Below are 20935 nucleotides of genomic sequence, written 5' to 3' on the forward strand. Positions count from 1 at the left end.
TAGAAAACTGACTAATCAATATCGGTTTTTTCCGCAGCTTCGGTCTTTGCCGCCGTTGCTTGTTGCATCTTACCAAGCACCGCCCGGGCAATTGGGCCGACGATCAATAATTGTAACGGTAACGCGACAATCAAGTTAAAGATCCAAGTGTGACCGTACGTCGCCAGCACGTGACCCCCGGCTAACTTACCTTCAACCGCGATTCCGAACAGTGACATGCAAGTCACCATCCCAAGGACCATCAACACCGAAATGGTAATACCGATTAAAACGACTTTTTTCCGCATATAATCATTAATAATGTATTTAAAGGCTAAGCCCTTCGCAATCGGACCGACAACTAGGAGGTCCAATAAGATGGCAACGACTAACCCGAGTGGATAACCACTCAAAATTGCCATGATCAGACCACTCGTGAAACCTTGCGCCAGCGTCACGTTATACGCCGTCATCACAAAGACCATTAGGCCCGCCATGATTGCCGTAAAAACAACTTCTTCTTTTAAATTCCGTGGCATTAATTTCCACTCTCCTTAATATAGTGACGAGCAGTAACCCTACCACCTTTTCACTAACCATGTAAGTGATTGGCCTTCGTAATTAATTTTAGCTCGTTCGTTAACAGTTACGGTTGCTAACTATAGCACGGAACGCACCAACGTCGTAAGTAACAATTTAATGATAAATTATGAACCGGTTACATCTACCGCTTGCACCAAAAAAAGCACTTGGACTGGTTTCGTCCAAGTGCTGGCTGAAGCCGTAACCAGAGTCACAGCTTCTTCAACGTGTCCGTCTAATAATTGGCACACGCTCGCTTTAATTAGCCCGCGACGTATTCGCCGACAACGTTTAACTTCTTCAAGACACCGCGTCCGTGTGGTGACTTTTCATCAATAACCGCCGTTAATTCTTGTCCGGCTAAGTTACCGTGATGCTTACCACCGGCCCAGGCAGCGACTCCCGTGACGTCGTAAACCACACCGTCGACCGCAACGTATGCGGGTTGGCCATTTTGACCATCGTATTTTGCTAATTCAGCTTGATTAAAGGTTTTTGTACTCATCGAATCACTCCTTCACAGTTTATTTAATTCTAAACTGGACTGCCAAATAATAGCAAGTAATTCGCTTACAAACCTAACCAACTAACTGAATGCAAGCATTCGGAACCATTACCGGCAACAATCGACCCCCAACGTGCCGGGATAACGGTCATCCTAACTTTTGACCACTATGAGTGCTTCAAACCATTACCGTATCTCGGTACCAGTCACGGCACCTTCCTCAGCGTCACCGGTCGGTAATGACCCGGTGACCTTGTGAACCAGCCATTGATTATGACTGCCCCAATGACACCTCAACCACACTATCCGTTAACGGACTGTTGAAGCGCTGCGATTAGTGTTCCCACTAACCGATCGATGCTCTTCTTAGTTTGAAGCCGTTGGTGGTCCAATCGTTGCCACGCGGTGGGTACCGGCCAAACTCGTCACCAGGTTCGGAATTACCGTGCCCACGGCAGCCACGCGATTACTTGCGGCCAATAAAATGGCTAATATTCTAACCATAGCCGCACTAATTGTTGCGACCACCGGCTGTGGCTCCGTCCAGTCCCCGACTTCAGACCGTTGCACGGCCAAAACCTGGCCGGGCGTGACCCAATCACCAATTTTGACCCGGACCCGAAAGCGCGGTGATCGCACGGCGCCACTAAACTTGCCAAGTTGTAACCAACCGTTTAAGCCGTAACCCGTCGTGAATCCCAATAAGTGGCGCTGCCTATCGATTACCGTGACCCGCCCGGCAAACGGTGCCAACAGCTGTTCCGTCGACGGGTAATAACGACGGCGGTACCCTAAAACACCGTACGGGTGGACCATGGCAACTAACGACCGGAGCCGAACCATGGCGCCGCCAACGTGGGCAACGACCGGTATCAATGGACTAACTACAGTTGACACGCGTTTCACTTCCTTACTTTAAACTGATTGATAACAAAATCACAATCGTATCCCAATTAGTTGTAGACTAATTAGTTCAACCGGTTGACAATCTAAATCTCTTTATCGACTTTAACATATTTTAGCATAATTAACAGCTTTTACTATTTATTTACTCAAGGTTTACAATTGTCTACGTTAGTTCGTAAACTCAAAAAATGAACGTTTTGCCACTTTACTAACCCCACCCTTACCAGTGGATTGTTATTAGTGGAATAGAAAATGACCGTAGAAGTCACCCCCGTTTTGTGAATAAATGAACTTTTTCGCGTAAATAAAAACCGTCCGGATTGTAACCCGCACGGTTTTACTTTCATTATCGCTTTAGCCGCCCAATAGCGTTCCCACTATGTACGTCACAAAACCAGTCACTAACCCGATCACAATATTGCGAAGAACGACCCGGCGAATCGGAATCTCACCCCGTTGAGCACTAATCGTGGCGTTCAGGGTCAACGCGACCGCCATCGCCACCACCGTGTTGAACAGGCGCCAGCGTGGCGTAGATAAGCTAATTGCCAACAGCAGAATTAGTGCGCCCAACATGAACGAGACGAACGACATGATTGCCGCGTGTAACGGGTTCAGAAGGTCAATCTCATCAATTTTAGTCTGGTAATCCTTTGACTTGCGAAATTCGGGGCTAATTTGGGCATTGAGCCGCGACAGCTGCACGTCCTTTTGAGCACTGACGGAGACGTACTCGCCCCCGGCCATTGAACAGGCCCCGGCCAGCATCCCAGAAATACCGCTAACAAATAGCGTCTCGTTACTCATGTTGGCACCGACCGCCCCGAGGACGATCCCCGATACCGAAATAATGCCGTCGTTGGCGCCGAGCAGTCCTGCCCGTAAGACGTTCAAGCGGTCCCAAAAGTGTAGGTAGCGAATTTGCCACCGTTTTATCATCGTTAACATGGTGTCATCCCCTTAATTTAATCTAAAAAAACGGGTTGAAGAAAACGCTTTCTTCAACCCAGTATGCACTGATATCCTTCTAATTGCAACGTCTCGTTAGGTATCCTAACAACTAACGCACTAATTTATCCCAAATGACAACTTGGCCACTTGCAAGTGACTTCTGGACGTCGATAATGCGTTGGTTAGAACTCCCGCGAAACTGAAGTTTTAAGTCCATTTTAGCTTGTAAGAAACGGCCATCCACTAAAATATCGATCAGCGACAGCATCTTTAACTTATCTTCCGAATCCTTTTGCAGCTCATCCCAAGTGTAACCGGACCACGACCAGATATCCTTGGTGTGGCCGAACTCGGCGCGGACCCGTTCGCAGATACGAATGGCGACTTGAGTATTTAAAAACGGTTCCCCCCCGAGTAGGGTCAGTCCCTGGACGTAATCCTGACTCAAGTCTTCAATAATTTGGTCCTCAAGTTCCTGCGTATAGGGCTGGCCGTAGTGGAAGTTTTGGGCGGCCACGTTATAGCAGCCCGGGCAGTGGAACGGGCAGCCGCTTAAATACAGGCTGCAGCGAACCCCTTCCCCGTCCACAAAGTTAAACGGTTTATAGTCGGCAACGTATTGCTCACTTAGATCGGCTGCCAGCCATTCTTTGGGCATCGGATTGTTTGGCCCTTTCGTAGCGCGCGGCATTCTTAATCATCTCCGGAGACATATTTTTAGCACGGGACGCGATTTCAACGTGACGGCCATGCACCATCGGACGCTGTTGCGGATTACCTAGGTAACCACACGTCCGCTTGACCACGTCACAGTATTTCGGATCGTGGTTGCCACATTCGGGGCACACAAATCCGCGGGCGGTGGCGTTGAACTCGCCCTTGAACCCACACTTGAAACACTGGTCGATCGCGGTGTTAGTTCCTAAATAGCCAACGTGATCGTAGGCCCAGTCCCAAACGGCTTCGAGCGCCTTCGGATTTTGCGTCAGGTTCGGGTATTCACAGTAATGGATAAAGCCCCCAGAAGCGTACTGTGGAAACCGTTCTTCCAGGGTCAGCTTATCAAACGGCGTGGGGTGCTTACGGACGTCGTAGTGGAAACTATTCGTGTAGTATTCCTTATCAGTAATGTCGGCAATCTTACCAAACTTAGCAATGTCGTCACGACAGAACGTATCGGTCAACGATTCGGCCGGCGTCGAATACAAACTATAGTGGTAGCCGCTTTCCTTCGCCCACACCGCACACTGGTCACGCAAAGCCTTGACCACTTGTTCCGCAAAGGCGAGTGCGTGGGCATCTTTTTCCCAGTCCGGTCCGAAGAAGGTCGTGCAGACTTCGTAAATACCGATGTAACCGAGTGACACCGTGGCCCGTTGATTCTTGAATAACTCGTCAACGTTCCCACCGGCCGGCAGCCGTTTACCAAAGGCACCGTACATGTAAAGTAACGGGGCGTTCTCCGGCTTGGCCTGCTTAGTCCGTTCAATCCGGTAAGCCAACGCCTGGTGACAAGTCGACATCCGTTCGTCGAAGATTTCCCAGAATAACTGCTGATCCCCGTGGGCCGATAACGCGATCCGCGGCAAGTTGACCGTCACGACCCCCAGGTTCATCCGGCCGGAATTGACCTCGTGGCCATTTTCATCCCGCCAGCCCTGTAAGAACGAGCGGCAGCCCATCGGCGTCTTAAAACTCCCCGTTAATTCCTTGATTTTATCGTACATTAAAAGATCGGGGTACATCCGCTTGGTGGCACACTCAATCGCCAGCGTTTTAATGTCGTAGTTCGGGTCGCTGGGCGCCAAGTTCAAGCCGCGTTTCATCGTAAAAATCAGCTTAGGAAAAATGGCGGTTCGGTGTTCTTTGCCGAGCCCCTTGATGCGGATCTTTAAAATGGCTTTTTGAATTTCACGTTCGATCCAGCTAGTTCCCAGACCAAAGTTGACCGTCGTAAACGGCGTCTGCCCCTGTGACGAGTAGAGCGTGTTGATTTCGTATTCCAACGCCTGCATCGCGTCGTAAATATCCTTCTTCGTCTTGGTTTTGGCGTAAGCTTCCCGTTGGGGTTCGGCGACCCACTGTTCAGCGTCATGCAAATGTTTTTGGTAGTTAATGGCCGCGTACGGTGCCAATAACTGGTCGACCCGGTTGGCAGAACAACCGCCATATTGTAGCGAGGCGACGTTGGCAATAATTTGAGCCATCTGAGCGGTCGCGGTCTGGATCGAACGTGGCGACACCACTTCGGCGTTCCCAATTTTATAACCGTTTTTAAACATGCCGTCAAAGTCGATCAGGCAGCAGTTGGTTTCCGGCGTGACCGGAGAATAGTCCAAGTCGTGCCAGTGAATATCTCCGCGCAAGTGCGCCTTAGCGACTAAATCGGGTAACATTTGAAGTCCCAGCGCCCGACTAGCCGCCCCGGCTTCCAAGTCCCGTTGGGTGTTAAAAACGGTACTGTCCTTATTGGCATTTTCGTGAACGACGCTCGCATCACGGTTAAATAATTTTTCGATGCGGCCACGAACGTTCTTGGCCGCCGCAAAGCGCTCCTGTTCGGCAATAAAGTAGTCCTGAAAAGCCTTAGCCGCGGCGTCCAGACCACGGTCCGTCAACATGGCGATCAACGCCGGCCGCAGTTCACGGGTCTCAATTTGGTCCGCATCCTGATAATGGTCAACGATGGCCCGTTTAATGGCTAACCGGTCTTCCGGATCATCCAGAATCCGGTCGAGCACAAAGTTTAGTTTATATGGATGAAATTTAGTTTGTGTCCCACCGCGTTTAATAACCGGCAGTGCGCGCAATTGCTCTAAGCAATCGTTGGTCGGCGTTTTAATCATGCGTATCCCCACTTTTCAAAATTATGTAAGCTGTGAACTAAGTTACATCCCAACAACTAGTCGTCATCGGGATGCAATCAACACTATATATAGTAGCTCATTTTCGATAAGTTGCCTACCCATAGTGGGTTGTGCAAAAAAAGCTTGTGCCGGGCAAACGAGCCGATTCACAAGCTTAGGTGATTCTTTTGATTAAATAAAATTTATCTTTTATATGGCCTGAGTTATAAAAATAGAATTTTTAGTCAACCGCGTGTACCATCGGCTTGCGGCGTGCCGTCACCCGTTTTCAACTTTTTTCAGGCGCCAAATTTTGCCGTAATCAATCGTTCAAAATTGACCGGTTCACGATTAACCGTTCCCCGATTCGGTCGCGGATTCGGCCGGCTGCTCGACCAGTCGGTCCGAAAAGCCGAATAAGTAGACCGCCGCCGTGGTCAAAACCAGCGTCCCGTAATGCGTGATCAGATAGCCGTAAAAGTTAGCGTCGATGCCGACTTTCTGGTTAATGAACGCCGGAAAACCAACTAACGCACCGGACATGGCAAAGTTATCGACCCGCAACAGTCCGGTCAGCATCCCGCCGAGGGCACTAACGACACTGGCGATAACGAAGAGCCGCTTATACTTGAGGTTAACCCCGTACAACGCCGGTTCGGTGACCCCACAAAAGGCCGAAATCGCGGCGGCCAGCGACAAATTCTTAAGCTTTTGATGACGGGTCTTCAGGAAAACGGCGAGGACCGCGCCGCCTTGGGCCACCATCGTGACCGACAAGATTGCGTTCAGGTAACTATGCCCGTTCATTGCGATGTCGTTAATGGCGATTGGGACTAGCGACCAGTGCAACCCAAAGATCACCATCGTTTGGTAGACGCCACCAATAATCAGCCCAGATAACGCCGGACTGAGATTGTAAACAGCCATGATGCCGTTAGCAATGCCGCGGCTAATCACTGTGATCAGCGGTCCGATACCAACCAGAACGACTAAGCCTAAGACCATTACTTCCAAAATTGGCACTAAGACACTGCGCAGTGCGACCGGAACCCACTTTTTCAAGTAACGCTCGACGTACTTCGCCAGCCAAGCAGCCACGATGATTGGAAAGACCGACGCCGAATAGTTGACGAGGTGGGTTGGCAAGCCGAACACCGTAATGTCAGCAGTTGTCGCCCGCTGCGCCGCGCTGATCAAGCTTGGATAAACCAAGACCGCCCCCACGACCGCCATCACGATCGGGTCAACCGCCATTTTTTTGGCGGCCGTAATGCCTAATATAATCGGCAGAAAGTAAAATACCGCGTCCGCTAACGCGTTTAACACCATGTAAGTGCCACTGACCGCGTCCAACACGTGAAAGCCGGTCAGTGCCGCCAGAATCCCTTTTAAGATCCCGGAACCAGCCAAGATACCAATAACGGGCACCATTGAGGCGGTCATCACGCCAATCACGTTGCCTAATCCCCGTTTAAGCCCGGCGACCACGGTTTGCGGGCGCGCCTCGGGACGGGCCGGGTCCGGCTTCCGCGGTCCAAGTAACTTCACGACCGCGTCATAAACGTCGTTGACCGCCGCGCCAATCACAACCTGGTACTGATTGGCGGCCTGAACCACGTCAATGATGCCGTCGGTCGCTTTTAACCGGGCCGTTTGTGCAACGGCACTGTCCTTTAGCTTAAAGCGTAAGCGGGTCATGCAGTGAACCACGCTTTGAACGTTGGGCGCACCGCCGACCGCGGCCACGATGGTCGCCGCTAACGGCTGGTCCGGGTTGGCGGCTGCCAGCGGCGCACTAATGTTATCCGCACTACTGGTCGTCACGAGTGGTCGGGTGACGACCGCTAAGGCCTCCCCGGCCGCGACGGTCGTCGTCGCCGTCACGAATAGTTTGGCCGCCTGTGCCTGGCCATTGGTGATTGCCACGATCACACTCGCCGCCTTACCGGCTTGCTGAATCGCGGCTACCGCCATCGTGGCGACGGGCTGACCCGCCGTCACGTGTTGGCCCACGTTAACGGTCACCGTGAACGGGCGCCCAGCTAACCCCACGGTATCGATACCCAGGTGTAGCAACAGTTCCAGCCCGTCAGCCGTTCGAATCCCGAAGGCGTGCTTAGTTGCCGCCACCATCGTAATTTCACCACTGACCGGTGCGACCACCTGATCAGCCGTGGGTTCCATCGCTACACCCGGTCCCATCAGCCCGTTTGCAAACACCGGGTCGTGTAACGCACTGACGGGTTCCGGTCGTCCCGTTACCGGAGCTAATAACGTTAAATTTGCTAAGTCCGTCGCCATCAAGATCACCTTCCGTTCAGGCGCACTGCACCGGGTTCCCTGCACCCGTTTTAATTAATACTTTTATAATCAAATATAAATTATCCACCCCGATTCTAACGAACAAACCAGCAAAAGGTCTGGTGATTGCGCACATTTGATTGCTCACCTTACTAACTAAGTGCTTGCACCCAGTCCGATTCGCCACCTATAATGGAGTCATTCACTAACGTACCGGATGGAGGAATTCTTATGATCAGACCCGTTGTTCACGACCCGGCCGCCCTACAAACCGTGGCGCAGCCGGCGACTAAAGCCGACCAAGCCGTAGTAAGCGACCTACTCGCCACGTTGGCGGCCAACCAGGCGACCTGCGTGGGGATGGCGGCCAACATGATTGGCGTCAACAAACGCATCATCGTGGTTCAAATCGGCCCGCTCGCCCTAGCCATGATCAACCCGCAAATCACTGCAAAAAACGGGCGCTACCAAACTCAGGAAGGTTGCTTATCATTGACCGGTGAGCGCCCGGCGACCCGCTACCGAACCATCACGGTCAGTTTTCTGAACCAAAATTTTCAACCGCAGCAGCAAACGTTTAACGACTTCACCGCCCAAATCATTCAGCACGAAGTCGACCACTGTAACGGCATCCTGATTTAAACCAGATTGGACTGACAACTATGACAACTCAAAATTTCAACGGCGAGCCCGCCCTAGCCGGCCTGGCTCGCCAACGCCGTTACCAGGGTCACCACGCCCTGGGCACTGACATCGACCTAACGCTCTTCGGCAGCGACAGCGACGACTACCTTGACCGCGCCCGCCAACTGATCGACCAATACGAGGACCGCTTAACGGTCAACCGCGACCATTCCGAAGTCGTGGCCATCAACCAGGCGGCTGGAAACCACCCGGTCCAAGTCAGCGCCGCCACCTATTCACTGGTCAAGCTGGCCGTAAAGTTAAGCCAACAACACTTCGGCTTCAACGCCCTGATTGGCCCCCTCGTCCAGCTTTGGCGCATCGGTTTCTCCAACGCCAAGGTGCCGAGCGACGCAGAAATTCAGCAACGGCTAGCGCTCGTCGATCCCAACCAAGTTGAATTCAACGACGACGACCTAAGCGTTTTTCTCAAAATCGCCGGCATGCAACTCGACCTCGGTGGCATCGCGAAGGGCTACATCGCCGACCGGGTCCAGGATTACTGGGACGCCTGCGGCCAACGTGCCGGAATGGTCAACCTTGGCGGTAACTTATTAATGGTAGGAAACTCGCCGTTACATGCCGACCACCAGTGGCGCGTTGGGATTCAAAACCCACTGACACCACGGGGTAACGCGATTGCTAGCGTTCAAATTGGCCCGGTTTCCGCAGTTACGAGCGGGATTTACGAACGGCACTTGGAATTTAACGGCCACTCTTACCACCATATCTTGGACGCCAAGACCGGTTATCCGCGTGAAAACGACCTCGAAAGCGTCACGATTTTCTCGAAGAAGTCGATTGATGGTGAAATCGAAACGACCCGTTTATTCTTCGCGGGTAAACCGGTGGCCGGTTGGGCGCAGGACCGGCCGGACATCTACGGCGCTATTTTCGTGAACAAGCAACGCCAACTGCAAATTGTTGGACTACCACGCACTAGCGTGACATTGCTTGATCCGAGCTTTACAATTTTAGACGATTAAATAAACCGGAAACGGGCTGTGCGGGCCTGCTTCCGGTTTATTTGTTAACATTCTTTATTTTTGTGAAAGTGAAAGTCGGTGATTAGTGGTGCTTGCGGAACCACCAAACCGCACTGGTCAGGCCGAGGGGGGCCAGCCCAAGTTGTTGCCACCAGTTAGCTGCTTGCTCACCCGTTTGGGGCAGGTGAGCGGTTGCGGCGGCCGTTACCGGTCGTTCTGGCGTGTTCGGTCGTTCGGTTACCACCGTTTGTGCATGAACGGTACTAGCCGTCGACTGTGGTGCTACTACTGAGTGGTGGGTCGGCGCTGGTTGTGCTGAACCAGTCATCTGACCCGCCTGTTCCATTGGTGCAGATTGACCGGACTGCATCCCGGTTTCAGGCTTTTCCGCCGGTGCGGGCTGCGTCGGTCGTTCCGGTTTTTCTGGGGTCGGTTTCCCAGCTTGACCGGGACGTTGCGGTGCTTCGGGTTGTTGCGGCTGACCTGGTTTTTCAGGCTCGCCCGGCTGTTCGGATTGTCCCGGTTTACCTGGTTTTTCGGGTTTGCCCGGCTGTTCTGGTTCACTTGGTTCTTCCGGTTCACCCGGTTTTTCCGGTTCGCCTGGTACTTCCGGTTTACCCGGTTCTTCAGGTTCGCCTGGTACTTCCGGTTTGCCCGGTTCTTCTGGTTCACCCGGTTCTTCAGGAACCCCCGGTGCGGCCAGGTCCTCATCGACTTCGTAAATATATTGAACGATCAATTCACCGTCAACGAACGTCCCGCTTTCGTGACCGTTGACTTTCGATAAGTGAAAGCCCTGAATTGGCTTCGGTTCAACGGTATAGTCCTCACCGAACTTACCGGTAACCGTCTCGGATTCAGCCAGTGGTTGGCCCGCTTCGTTCACGAATTGCACCACCACCGTGCCAGTTTTCCGTTTGAAATTAAAGGTCAACGTTTGATACTGGTCGCCAAATTTGCCACTAACTTGACCGTTTTCAACCGTTAACGACTGATCCCCCTGGTTAACGGCGACCAGCTCGTATCCCGGCACGTTCGGTACGGTAATCGTCCAATCCGCCCCGACTTCGCCCTTTTGATCCAGCGCGGGGAACTTTGGTACGGGGTTACCCGCATCATCGGTCGCCGTTACCGTCAAGCTAGTCTTTTGGGTCTCCATGACAAAGGTCACTTTTTGAACGGTATCCGTAGCCTGCCACTGCGCACCCGGACGAACTTCTTTAAGCGTTAAGCCTTTTTTCTTGAGGTCGTTCAGCATGGTTTGAACCTGCGCATTTTGGCTCAAGTCCTGGGTTTTACCCAGTTCACCGTGCAAATTGATTTCTTGACCGATTAAGTTGCCCGCCTCGTCCACGAATTGCACCTGGGCGTTACCCACGGCTTGGCTGACCTTGTAAGGAATAATCAAGTTACCGTGAAACGGCGTGCCCTTGACTCCCGCAATCGTCGCCGGTGCGTTCCACTCCATCGCAAAGTAGCCGGTATCACCTAAATGGTCCCACTCGATGGTGTAATCATCAAGATTATGGCCCTTCGCCGTTGCTAGGGAACTGACTTTAACCGGCACCCGCTTACCATCCAAGCCAATGATGTTGGCGGTCGTGACGTACTTGCCAGTTACCGGATCCACGTGAACGTAGACGCCAGGGTACTTAATGTTTTGGTAACCCATCGGCGAGTTGCCCTGCTTGTTGATCAGTTCGTCGGAAAGAACGCTCGCATCCGTAATAAAGTTCCGCGACATGCTAAATAACCGGATCTTATGCATGTTTTTTAGCACGCTCACATCACTAACCGAGGTAAATTGAAGAATAAAGTGGGTCAGTTCCGTCTGGTCCTTCAACGCGCTAATATCGCGGAGCTTACTCCGGATATTTTTCAATTCATAACCCCACTTAGTATAGGCATTCAGTGAAATATTGAAGTGAAACCGGTCCATATTCTTAACGTATTGCAAACCGGCTAACGTTTCTATATTAATAACCGCGTCAAGGTAGGCTTTATCCTTACTTTGGTACGCTTCATTGACGAAGAAATCCTTCATATTTTCAACCATTTCGCGGGTAATTTCACTAGTCGCCGAAATCTTATGCCCTTTTTTCTGCAAATGACAAAGTACTAAATATTGCAAGTTCTTATCCGGCATCCACGCGTTGATGTCTTCGGTGACCTCGGGGGTGGTCCGTTCAGCCTTAATCGGGGTTGGCGCGGCCGGCGCTAAACTGTCGGGCGCAGTTTCAGGTAAATTAGGGGACGGCCGTTCACTGGCCACGACACTAACCGGCTGATCAGCAACGCCGCTAGACGCGGGCGCTACCGTACTAGCCGGTTCACTAGTCGTGGCAGTGGCACTAGTTTGCGCGTGCAAACTTGTCGGTGTGCTCGTTGCCGCACTGGTTGCTTGGCTGGCCAAGCTCGCCGGTTGACTGGTCTGGGCAGCATCGCTAGCCGGCAACGTAGCTTCCGGGGCGGCGCTTTCCGCGGACGAACCAGTTAGGCTCCCCTGCGACGTTGCTTGACTAACCGGTTGTTGGTTCGTTAACTGAGCGTTTGATTGGGGACGACGCTCATCACTAATTTCGATTGGTGCAACTTCGGCGATGACCGGTTGTTGATCGACCGTGGGTTTCGTCATGCCGACTGCGGCTTCAACGGGGGTGCCGCCGGCCGCTAAAACGTGTGTCTGGCTGTAAAAGGTCAGGACGGTTAGGGTCAACCCGGCAATTACCCACGTTTTACCAGATTTATACATTTTATAGTGAACGGTAGCATCTTTCATTAATTTAAAGCTCCTTTCATGATTAAAAACTGTTCTTAATAATTAAACAACGTGCCATTAAAATTGATCACTGCCGAAACGGACTGGACGTTCGGTAGTGGCTATTTGGGCGGAAACGGTGGTTAGGCGTTTTCGCGGCGAATTGAGTGGTCGGAATTCCCCGCGCAAGTTGGTTGGGCGCGACGTTACCATCACTCGTAGATTGTTCGGCTTAAGGCGTTCCACGCTCAACTAAACTGTTAATCGCAGTTTTATGCAAACGTAACTGTTGGTCGCAGTTTAAGCCGAACGTTCGCCGCTAAGTCGCCCCACTGAGCATCCGCCAGATGAATTTTGTCGTCATTCCTGGCTACTCCTTTCAATTTCTAATTAATTAAATTTGACTCCCAGAGTATACGGGACACTTACGGATTCGTAAAGCCCCAAAAGACGCAAAAAAGCCCCCCAACCCGGTTTTTAGCCGTTAGTTGAGGGGCACACTTTTTATTCTTAAGGCCTTATAGTTCCCATTCTAACCGGTTTATAATAGCCCGAACATCATCGGTGGTCTTAGTTTGCATTAATTCGTTACGTATTTCGGCGGCGTGACGCATCCCACGAACGTAAATTTTAAAGAAACGCTGTAACGGCGCGAAATGGCCCTGCAAGCCCATGCCAACAAATTGGTCGTATAAATCGACTTGGTAACGTAAAAGTTCTAATAATTCCCGCGTTGAGTGTGGGTGGCTTTCTTTTTCAAATGCAAACGGATTCTGGAAAATACCGCGACCGATCATAATGCCATCGATACCGGGGTGTTGGTCCGCCAGTGCTAATCCCGCCTGGTAATCCAAAATATCCCCGTTGATTTGAAGTAGCGTCGTCGGTGCCAACGTATCACGCATCTGAACTAAATTATCAATTAATTCATAATGAGCCGGCACCTTACTCATTTCTTTTTTAGTCCGTAAATGTACCGTCAAGACCGGCACTTGTTGCTTCAACAAGAACGGAATCCAGGTTTCGTATTCGTCTAACGATGAGAACCCCAAGCGGGTCTTAACGCTGACCGGTAACCCGGCCGTCCGTGCGCCTTCAATGACTTGCTGGGCACGGTCGAAGTGGCGAATCAGGTCGCTACCGCTATTGTTTTTAATGACCGCCATGTCCGGGCAGCCCATGTTCAAATCAATGGCGTCGTATCCCTGATTTTTAACCTCCACGGCCGCCTTGGCAAAGTCTTCTCCGGAGTTACCCCAGAGCTGGACGATCGGTTTCGGCGATTCACTCGGATCGATGTATAAGCGTCCCTTCGTGGTGAACTTCGCCTTGGGGTGGGTGATGCTCAGCGCGTTGGTGAACTCGGTGTAAAAGACGTCCGGGGCAGCCGCCCGCATAACGACCCGCCGAAAGACGGAACCGGTCACCGCTTCCATCGGTGCTAAGCTAAAAAACGGGCGCTGCTGCTTGCGCGCACTGTCAGCGATTCGCTGCCAATAAGTTGGCTGCGTCATAGTAGTCCATTCCCTTCAAATATCATTTCTGCGATTAACACAATAGCACTATCATAGCCACTGTGCCCCGCATTGTGCAACTAATTCGTTCACGCAACCACAAAAAAACCGGGTCCCCGCCCGGCCTTGATCAACGCTTAATCCGCACTCGCTGATCCAATCAATTAATAAATTGCAATTACTGAATTAATACTAACGCCCACATTAATAGTAATACCATTAATAGGACGTTTAATACTGCCATCCACACGTCTGACAGGCTAAGCGAGCCGAACGTGACGCCGGTACCGGCCGCAATATAGCGGAAAAATACCCCACTTAATAAAAGTCCAACCATTAAAACCGTGAAAAAGAAAATGACCGTCATCATCATTACAAACTCAACTCCTTATTTAGCAAATTTCTGGTCTCCTTTTGACCACGTTTATTGTGGACCACCCATCCCCGCCATTCAAGTAATTTCGTCTATTTTTAGGGGCTTCTTAGCGGATTATTATTAACCAATTTAGTGCCCCGATTTTGGAATTGGCAGAGTGCTGTTCCGGTGTTACTATTAAGGTCAATAACAATTTACGAACGGATAAAGGGGACCCTCATTATGACCATCAACGACCTACAAGCGTTCATTATGGTTTACGATTTGCGCCATATTTCGAACGCCGCCGTGGAACTGCACCTCTCCCAATCGGAACTATCCAAGCGGGTGCGCGCCATGGAAGCCGAATTGAATTTACAGTTGATTGACACGACCAACAAGCGCCGTTTGAAGATCACCCCCGCCGGTGAAACTTTTTACCACCACGCCCACAAGTTGATTGCCGATTACGAAACCATGATGCACGATTTGGCGCCGAACCGGGCAACCAAACTGACCAACTTGACGATCGGCTCGGTACCGATTTCCGGTCAGTACAACATCGCCAAAAAAATTGCCGAGTTCGATGACCAGCACCCCGCCACGAACTTTAAACTCGTGGAAGACGAAGGTGACCAAATCATCGCCCAACTGCTGGCCGGGCGGATTCAAGCCGCCATCGTTCGTGATACCCAGACCCGGCAGTTGCAGCCAACCGACTTTCAAAAACAACCGTTACTGAGTGACGAACTGATGATCATCCTGCCTGCGAAGCACCCGCTGGCCCAACAACCACTAATCAGTATTCAAGCCTTAGCCAAGCAACGGATTGCGACCCTGCCGCCGGGTTCCGGCGTGTACGAACCGATTAACGGGCTGTTCCACCAACAGGGCGTGATCCCCCACTTCTTCTTCCAAAGCACCCACATCGAAACCTTGCTGGGAGTGCTGGGCAATCAAAACGTGACCTTTTTGTTCAAGCAGTCGGTGCTGCCATTCATGAATGACCGCTTTGTAATGCGCTCACTGGCGGTGCCGTTCATCAGCGAGTTGAACTTCGTTTACCCGCAACGCAGCGGTAACCAGTTACTGACTGATTTAATCGACTACCTGTCGTTACGGGCGGCCGCTAAGGAAAATTAAAAAAACTCATCCGCCAAAAGGTGGATGAGTTTTTTTAATCGAAACCGTGATAAAAAACACGGCCTACTTTCGTCTCCAAACAATAATCGTTGAAACGTCACCAAAAGTCAGCCGGTTCCGCTTAACCCCGTAAATCCAACAATCCAAGCCCAGGATTATTCGACTTACGCCGTTAATGCTCACCAACTAACCGACTTTTGGCACACTCTCTAGGCTAAACCAACTAAGTGGAACCAGAACATCATGACCAGTGCCACAACGAAGGTCACCAGCGTCAGTGGAATCCCAAGCCGCATGACGTCGGCCTGCGTATACCCACCACCGGTATCCGGGTCGCTGCCGACCAGAATGGCTAGGTTGTGGAACGGTAAAATGTAGTGCAAATTGGTGACGGAGAAGACTAACAGCGCAATTGCTAACGGGCTGATACCCATGTTGGCCGTTGCCGCCACGAAGGCTGGAATCGTGATCCCCATAACCGCAATGACGGAGCCCATGAACATGTGAATGATCATGGCAAAAATCGTAATCACAATTGCTAACAGGTAAATGTTAGTTGGCAAGTTGCTTGGAATTAAGGTCTTGGCGATCCAGTTGTTCATACCGGTGTAACCCCCGACTTTCCCAATGGCGATTGCCGCCGTCAAGAAGACCAGCACGTTGACCGGCACCCCTTCCCACGACTTGGCCGTCAGGATATCCCCAACGATTGGTAAACTCATCATTAGGGCAACGATCAGCGTTAACCAACCAACGTCTAAGCCGGTCACACCACTCGTCAACCAGAGGGCGATGGCAACCACTAACCAAAAGATCGTCCGCACTTCTTTACTCGTCATCTTACCTAACTGCGCCTGTTGCTTCTGCAGCGCCGGCACGTCGACTTCGAGCGGCTTGCTTGGCTTGAACAGGAACAAGAAGGTCATCATGGTTAAAACGGCCGCGATAATCATCGGCACGCCCATGTAGACGAAGTATTGCACGAAGTTGACACTTTGACCCGACGCCTGCACGGCTAACGGATTCAGTGAGGTGTCACCGGTATAGAAGACTCCGGATAACGGGCACGACGCGGCGAAGACGGCCAAGCCGAGTTTAGCTAAATCGCGCTTCGGCATGTGGGCCGTTTCCGCGACCACCGCGATGACCGACATGATCATGAAGGCCCGTGGCCACGGGTGTGGAATTAGTAGGGCTAAAATAAAGGTCAAAACGAAAATGGAAATGACGAGCCCCTTCCAACTACGCACAAACCTGATAATGAAGGCGTACGCGATTCGTTGGCCCAGCCCAGATTCGTTGACGGCCCCGGCAATCAGGTAAGCCCCAATCACCAGCCACATAATCGAACCGGTCCACGCCGACGAGAAGACCTGGGTCGGCGTCGCGACGTTGGTTAAAATCAATAGCATTAAATAAATCCCACCGACAAAGGCTGGTTGGGCAATTTGGGTCGCCCACCAAACCACCGTCATCAGACTGAGGGCTAAGTCCATCTGTCCTTTGGCGGAGAGGCCGGAAATTGGGAGTAGGTAAACGATGGCGAACACGATGATCCCACTAATGAAGCCAACCGTTTTTTTATTCATGAGAATACTCCTTTCAGCTTAGACACAGGAAACCCGCCAGTCCAGCATCATCATTGAACGTTGGTCTGACGGATCTCCGACAGCGATACTATGAATTAGTCGCCTTAAACGTTACTTATTTTCAGTTATGCGACCTTAGTCGAGGTACTTCTTCCAGTCCGGTACCTTCATGAACTGAGCGCGTTCAAATTGGTCCTTCATGTCGAACGGTACCGTTCCATCAACCACTAACTTCGAACTCATCCCGCGGAACCGAATCGACTTCGGATCGTATTGCGGCCGTTCGGACGGGTCTAACGGGTGGTTACGCATGCCGGATAAGACCATTAAGTCTTGATCGGCTTGGAACCGAGTGTTCATGGTCCAAATCACGTCGTTCATGTCGAAGATGTCAACGTCTTCGTCCACTAAGATAACGGTCTTAAGTTCCTTGAACGCCGAGAACGCGAGCAACGCGGCTTGGCGTTGAATCCCTTCATCGGCTTCGTTTTCCTTGTGAATTTGCATGATGGTCATCAACTTACCCCCACCAGCCGGCGGATTGTAAACGTTGGTGACTTTGCCAGGAATGGCGCGGTTAACCAGTTGCAAGATACTTGCTTCGGTAGGAATTCCGGCCATGCTGACGTGTTCTTCGGAAGGCCCGATGACACTTTGCATGATGGCGTTCTTCCGGTGAGTGACCGCCGTCACCTTAATCACTTGTAAGGCCGGGTTGGCGTCGCCATCGTAACCTGGGAATTCAGGCATCGCTTTCCCAGTATGGGTGTTGATGTCTTCTTGAATCCGTTCGTTTGGCATGATGTAGCCTTCCAAAGTATATTCGGAACGGGCAATCGCCTTTTCGTCAACCGTCAAGCCGTCAACGAGTTGCACGGCTTGGTTCCGAATCGCGCCAGCAACGCCGAGTTCGTTATAACCGAACGGGGTGGTCGGTGGCTCAAAAGTTGCACCGATTGTTACGGCCGGGTCCAACCCAATGTTGATCGTAATCGGCATTGGCTTGTTGGCTTTCTCGTACTCTTCCGCAAACGCGCCGATGTGCCGACCACCAGGCATAATGTAAATTCCCAACTTATCTTTGTCTTCAAGTACCATCCGGTGAATCGTGACGTCACTCTTGGACTTGTCCATGCTGGAGCCAAAGACCACGCCGACCGTGATGTAAGGACCCGCATCAACCGGGGTGTTGGTTGGCGCGGCGACTAACTTCCGAATATCAAAGCCTTCGTCGGTGGCCTTGTAAACAACTTCGTGCGCCGGAGCGTCTTTCTCGTTGACCATCACTGGTGCGACCGGGTTCGAAACGGAGTCGTTCAAGAACTGGCCTAACGTTTGGTAGTCGTGGTGGAACATTTTACCGACCCGCCGCCGACTGGCCATCAAGCCGATTAAGACGCGGGTGTCCGGAAAGCCCTTCACGTTATTGAACATCATTGCTGGGCCTTCTTGGGTTGGCCGTTCAACGGTCCCACCGGCACCAATGTAGCGGTAGACCCCGGCAAGTTCAGCTTCCGGGTCCACTTGGACGTCGGTTTCGTGATAGTTTTTCGGATCATCTTTGATCTCATCTAGCACGCGCCGTAAGTCCCATGGTTTTTCTGCCATAATGGTTCATCTCCTTATCAGATTACGATTCCATCATACGGCCGGCCGAAAACGGGTTCAATTCGAATCCGGCTGGTCCGTTATTCCGGATAAGAATAATAAAAAACGGGAGCTGTGACATTAGTCACAGTCCCGTGTGTGTTTCCGAATATTGATAGTCGAAACGTACGCCAAAAGCTAACCGACTTTTGCCACACGCTCGGCAACCCACTAGCGTTCGAAACGGTGCTTGACCGTTCGGGCACCTTGGTAGAGTACCAAAATCAAGGCAATCAGGCTGCCCGCCGTGACGGCGGTTTGACCAACTGGTTTGAAACGCATTATTAAGCACTCCTTTCATAAACGTCATCCGAGGTGTACCCTTATTGTAAGGGGGAATTTTCAAATGACAACCGAACAGCAACAAACCGCTACCCTGATGCAAGCCATCAAGGCGGCCTTTCAAGATCCGCAAATCAAGGGGGACGCGGAACTGCGGGCTCTGCTAGTTAAAAATAGCCAGCGCCTGACGGATGGTCACTACCACGAGGCGGCCGCCGACTTGAACCAGGGACTCCGTTACTGGGGTATGGCCCACTTGTACGGTCCCAAGGTATTAAACGACCTTTACCAGGCCACCATCGATGGCACCCGTGGCCGGGCCTACCAGCGCCAACCAACCGGCTTTAAATAACGAAACACAAAACCCGTGCACCGCGGTCATTCCGCGGGCACGGGTTATTTTTCATTTAAATTCGCCTTAATATGCCCCCATCTCATTTTTAAACTGATTATAAATAATTTTTTTCAATCTTTCTCGGTCACAAAGTTTTACACCGGTATCTTTTGCTTGAACTTTAGCACTATTTGTAAAAGAACTATTCGTAACAACAATATTTTGATCAGTATGATAATGTTTCGAACCTGAATATGCTTCTTGAATAGCACCATTACTAACTGGATTTGAATAAACTTTACATTGAACACCCACCTTAACAGAGCCATTATAAGCAATGACATCCAGGCCAAAATCGCCTGATTTTTTTGTCTGAATAGCTTGGGTATATCCAAGTTTAGTCAACAATTTCACAACATACGCTTCAAAGTCTGTTCCTATCATATTATCAATTTTACTGATTTCTTTTTCCGTTCTATACCGCAAATAATCTTTAAATGACTCACTGGCAAAGAATGCCTTGACCTTAGACTCTCGCTGGGCTGCATAGTCCAAATCTTTTTTAATTTCGAAACGTTTATCAATGGCTTCCTTAACGGTGAAATGCTGATTACCAATCTGAATCTTTTTCTCGTTATTTTCTAAAATTCGTTTTAACCCTTCATACTGCGTAACATCACGCTGATACTGTTCGTGAACAGCTGCAAATTTGGCCTGCACTTTCCCTGTCTCCTGAATCGTCTGACTAATAGCCTTTTTGTATTCAGTTTCCTTGGTTTGTAGTGCTTGAATTTGCTTGTCAACTGTATCCCGCTTACTTTCTTTCTCTCTAATTTCATCAAAAAGAACTCGATGTTGCTCGTTTAGCGTCTTATTCTGTTCACTCAAATCTTTATTTTGCTCATTCAAACTATTGTTATTCTCAATTGTCTTTTCATTCTGTAATTGTAAATTACGTTCCTTTTCAGTAAGCTGATCAATGCTACGTTGTTGTGCTGCTAATTGCTTTTGTAACTGTGCATATTCTTTTTTACGTTCCATCGCCAGTGCGCCGTATTTTTCAATATCGATATGGGCATCCCTTAATTCCTCTGAATGGCGATTAATCTGTTCATCAACTTTAGATAAGTCTTGCTTTTGACTGTTAATCTGTGACTTAATAGCTGTCAGTTGCGTAGCCTTTTCTGCCATTTTTTGTTCTGTCCGGAGCTGAACTTTTTTGAGCATTCTTTTCTTAATTTGCTTAGGTAAAGGCAGTCGCTTTACTTTTGTTTCCATAGTACCGGGTACCACAAAAAAACTAATACTAATTAGAATAATTCCAACAACAAGCGTAAATAGGATTGTTCCTAAATTGCTGTAAAATGACCGATCAAGAAGCAGCGCCAAAAACAAGACCCCAGACAATAGTAGCAAAACCGCAACAACGTACCGTATAACATTAAAAATCCTTTTGACTTGTCTCAAAGTATGACTCCCTATCAATAATAATTATATAGTTTCAAACAAATTACTTAAATTATACATTAGTACATCTAAAATGTTCAGACAGAAAATAAGTAACGATATCTTT

17 protein-coding genes are annotated in these 20935 nt (G+C 50.4%); 4 read left to right on the forward strand and 13 right to left on the reverse strand.

The window, feature by feature from the left end:
* Window positions 1–11 precede the first annotated feature (11 nt).
* The 7 genes from FFM82_RS07030 to FFM82_RS07060 form a co-directional block, all read right to left on the reverse strand.
* Entirely contained in the window at window positions 12–518 is a 507-nt protein-coding gene (locus FFM82_RS07030; RefSeq protein ID WP_137645148.1) for a DUF2798 domain-containing protein, read from the reverse strand.
* A gap of 305 nt (window positions 519–823) precedes the next feature.
* The gene (locus FFM82_RS07035) at window positions 824–1066 is read right to left on the reverse strand and encodes a cytochrome b5 domain-containing protein (RefSeq protein ID WP_137645149.1); all 243 of its coding nucleotides are present in this window, start codon (window positions 1064–1066) and stop codon (window positions 824–826) included.
* A gap of 366 nt (window positions 1067–1432) precedes the next feature.
* Window positions 1433–1963: a PTS glucose transporter subunit IIA gene (locus FFM82_RS07040; RefSeq protein ID WP_137645150.1), complete on the reverse strand. Its 531-nt coding sequence runs from the start codon at window positions 1961–1963 to the stop codon at window positions 1433–1435.
* 363 nt (window positions 1964–2326) lie between these two features.
* A complete protein-coding gene (locus FFM82_RS07045; RefSeq protein WP_137645151.1) occupies window positions 2327–2920 on the reverse strand; it encodes a VIT1/CCC1 transporter family protein in 594 nt (197 codons plus the stop codon).
* Between the two features lie 112 nt (window positions 2921–3032).
* Window positions 3033–3581, reverse strand: coding sequence for an anaerobic ribonucleoside-triphosphate reductase activating protein (gene nrdG / locus FFM82_RS07050; protein WP_371852243.1), 549 nt, complete (start codon window positions 3579–3581; stop codon window positions 3033–3035).
* Window positions 3547–5769 (reverse strand): anaerobic ribonucleoside-triphosphate reductase, encoded by a 2223-nt coding sequence (gene nrdD / locus FFM82_RS07055; protein ID WP_137645153.1) that lies wholly within the window; start codon window positions 5767–5769, stop codon window positions 3547–3549. The genes nrdG and nrdD overlap by 35 nt, the downstream gene beginning before the upstream one ends.
* Window positions 5770–6120: 351 nt before the next feature.
* Entirely contained in the window at window positions 6121–8070 is a 1950-nt protein-coding gene (locus tag FFM82_RS07060) for a PTS sugar transporter subunit IIABC (protein ID WP_137645154.1), read from the reverse strand.
* Window positions 8071–8301: 231 nt separating this feature from the next.
* Here FFM82_RS07060 and FFM82_RS07065 point away from each other — a divergent pair, with 231 nt between their 5' ends.
* The gene (locus FFM82_RS07065; RefSeq protein WP_137645155.1) at window positions 8302–8712 is read left to right on the forward strand and encodes a peptide deformylase; all 411 of its coding nucleotides are present in this window, start codon (window positions 8302–8304) and stop codon (window positions 8710–8712) included.
* A gap of 20 nt (window positions 8713–8732) precedes the next feature.
* Window positions 8733–9740 carry an FAD:protein FMN transferase gene (locus FFM82_RS07070; RefSeq protein WP_137645156.1) on the forward strand — a complete coding sequence of 336 codons (1008 nt, stop codon included), beginning with the start codon at window positions 8733–8735 and terminating at the stop codon, window positions 9738–9740.
* A gap of 82 nt (window positions 9741–9822) precedes the next feature.
* On the opposite strand, the gene FFM82_RS07075 is transcribed toward FFM82_RS07070, so the two are convergent.
* The 3 genes from FFM82_RS07075 to FFM82_RS07085 form a co-directional block, all read right to left on the reverse strand.
* Entirely contained in the window at window positions 9823–12519 is a 2697-nt protein-coding gene (locus tag FFM82_RS07075; protein WP_137645157.1) for a MucBP domain-containing protein, read from the reverse strand.
* 497 nt (window positions 12520–13016) lie between these two features.
* A complete protein-coding gene (locus FFM82_RS07080) occupies window positions 13017–14012 on the reverse strand; it encodes a tRNA dihydrouridine synthase (protein WP_137645158.1) in 996 nt (331 codons plus the stop codon).
* A gap of 178 nt (window positions 14013–14190) precedes the next feature.
* Window positions 14191–14385, reverse strand: coding sequence for a hypothetical protein (locus FFM82_RS07085; protein ID WP_137645159.1), 195 nt, complete (start codon window positions 14383–14385; stop codon window positions 14191–14193).
* Window positions 14386–14610: 225 nt separating this feature from the next.
* Here FFM82_RS07085 and FFM82_RS07090 point away from each other — a divergent pair, with 225 nt between their 5' ends.
* Complete coding sequence (locus FFM82_RS07090; protein ID WP_137645160.1) at window positions 14611–15510, forward strand: LysR family transcriptional regulator; 900 nt, start codon at window positions 14611–14613, stop codon at window positions 15508–15510.
* 209 nt (window positions 15511–15719) lie between these two features.
* Here the strand turns inward: FFM82_RS07090 and FFM82_RS07095 are convergent, their stop codons facing one another.
* Together FFM82_RS07095 and FFM82_RS07100 are read right to left on the reverse strand one after the other, a co-directional pair.
* Window positions 15720–17099: an SLC13 family permease gene (locus FFM82_RS07095; RefSeq protein ID WP_137645161.1), complete on the reverse strand. Its 1380-nt coding sequence runs from the start codon at window positions 17097–17099 to the stop codon at window positions 15720–15722.
* 135 nt (window positions 17100–17234) lie between these two features.
* On the reverse strand, window positions 17235–18707 hold the full coding sequence (locus tag FFM82_RS07100) for a UbiD family decarboxylase (RefSeq protein WP_137645162.1): 1473 nt from the start codon (window positions 18705–18707) through the stop codon (window positions 17235–17237).
* 385 nt (window positions 18708–19092) lie between these two features.
* On the opposite strand from FFM82_RS07100, the gene FFM82_RS07105 reads away from it, so the two are divergent.
* Window positions 19093–19380, forward strand: a complete 288-nt coding sequence (locus FFM82_RS07105) for a bacteriocin immunity family protein (protein ID WP_137645163.1) — start codon at window positions 19093–19095, stop codon at window positions 19378–19380.
* Window positions 19381–19446: 66 nt separating this feature from the next.
* Here the strand turns inward: FFM82_RS07105 and FFM82_RS07110 are convergent, their stop codons facing one another.
* A complete protein-coding gene (locus FFM82_RS07110; RefSeq protein ID WP_137645164.1) occupies window positions 19447–20829 on the reverse strand; it encodes a restriction endonuclease in 1383 nt (460 codons plus the stop codon).
* Between the last annotated feature and the right edge of the window lie 106 nt (window positions 20830–20935).

Origin of the sequence: Lactiplantibacillus plajomi (genome assembly GCF_005405405.1) — a bacterium.
Taxonomy (GTDB): domain Bacteria; phylum Bacillota; class Bacilli; order Lactobacillales; family Lactobacillaceae; genus Lactiplantibacillus; species Lactiplantibacillus plajomi.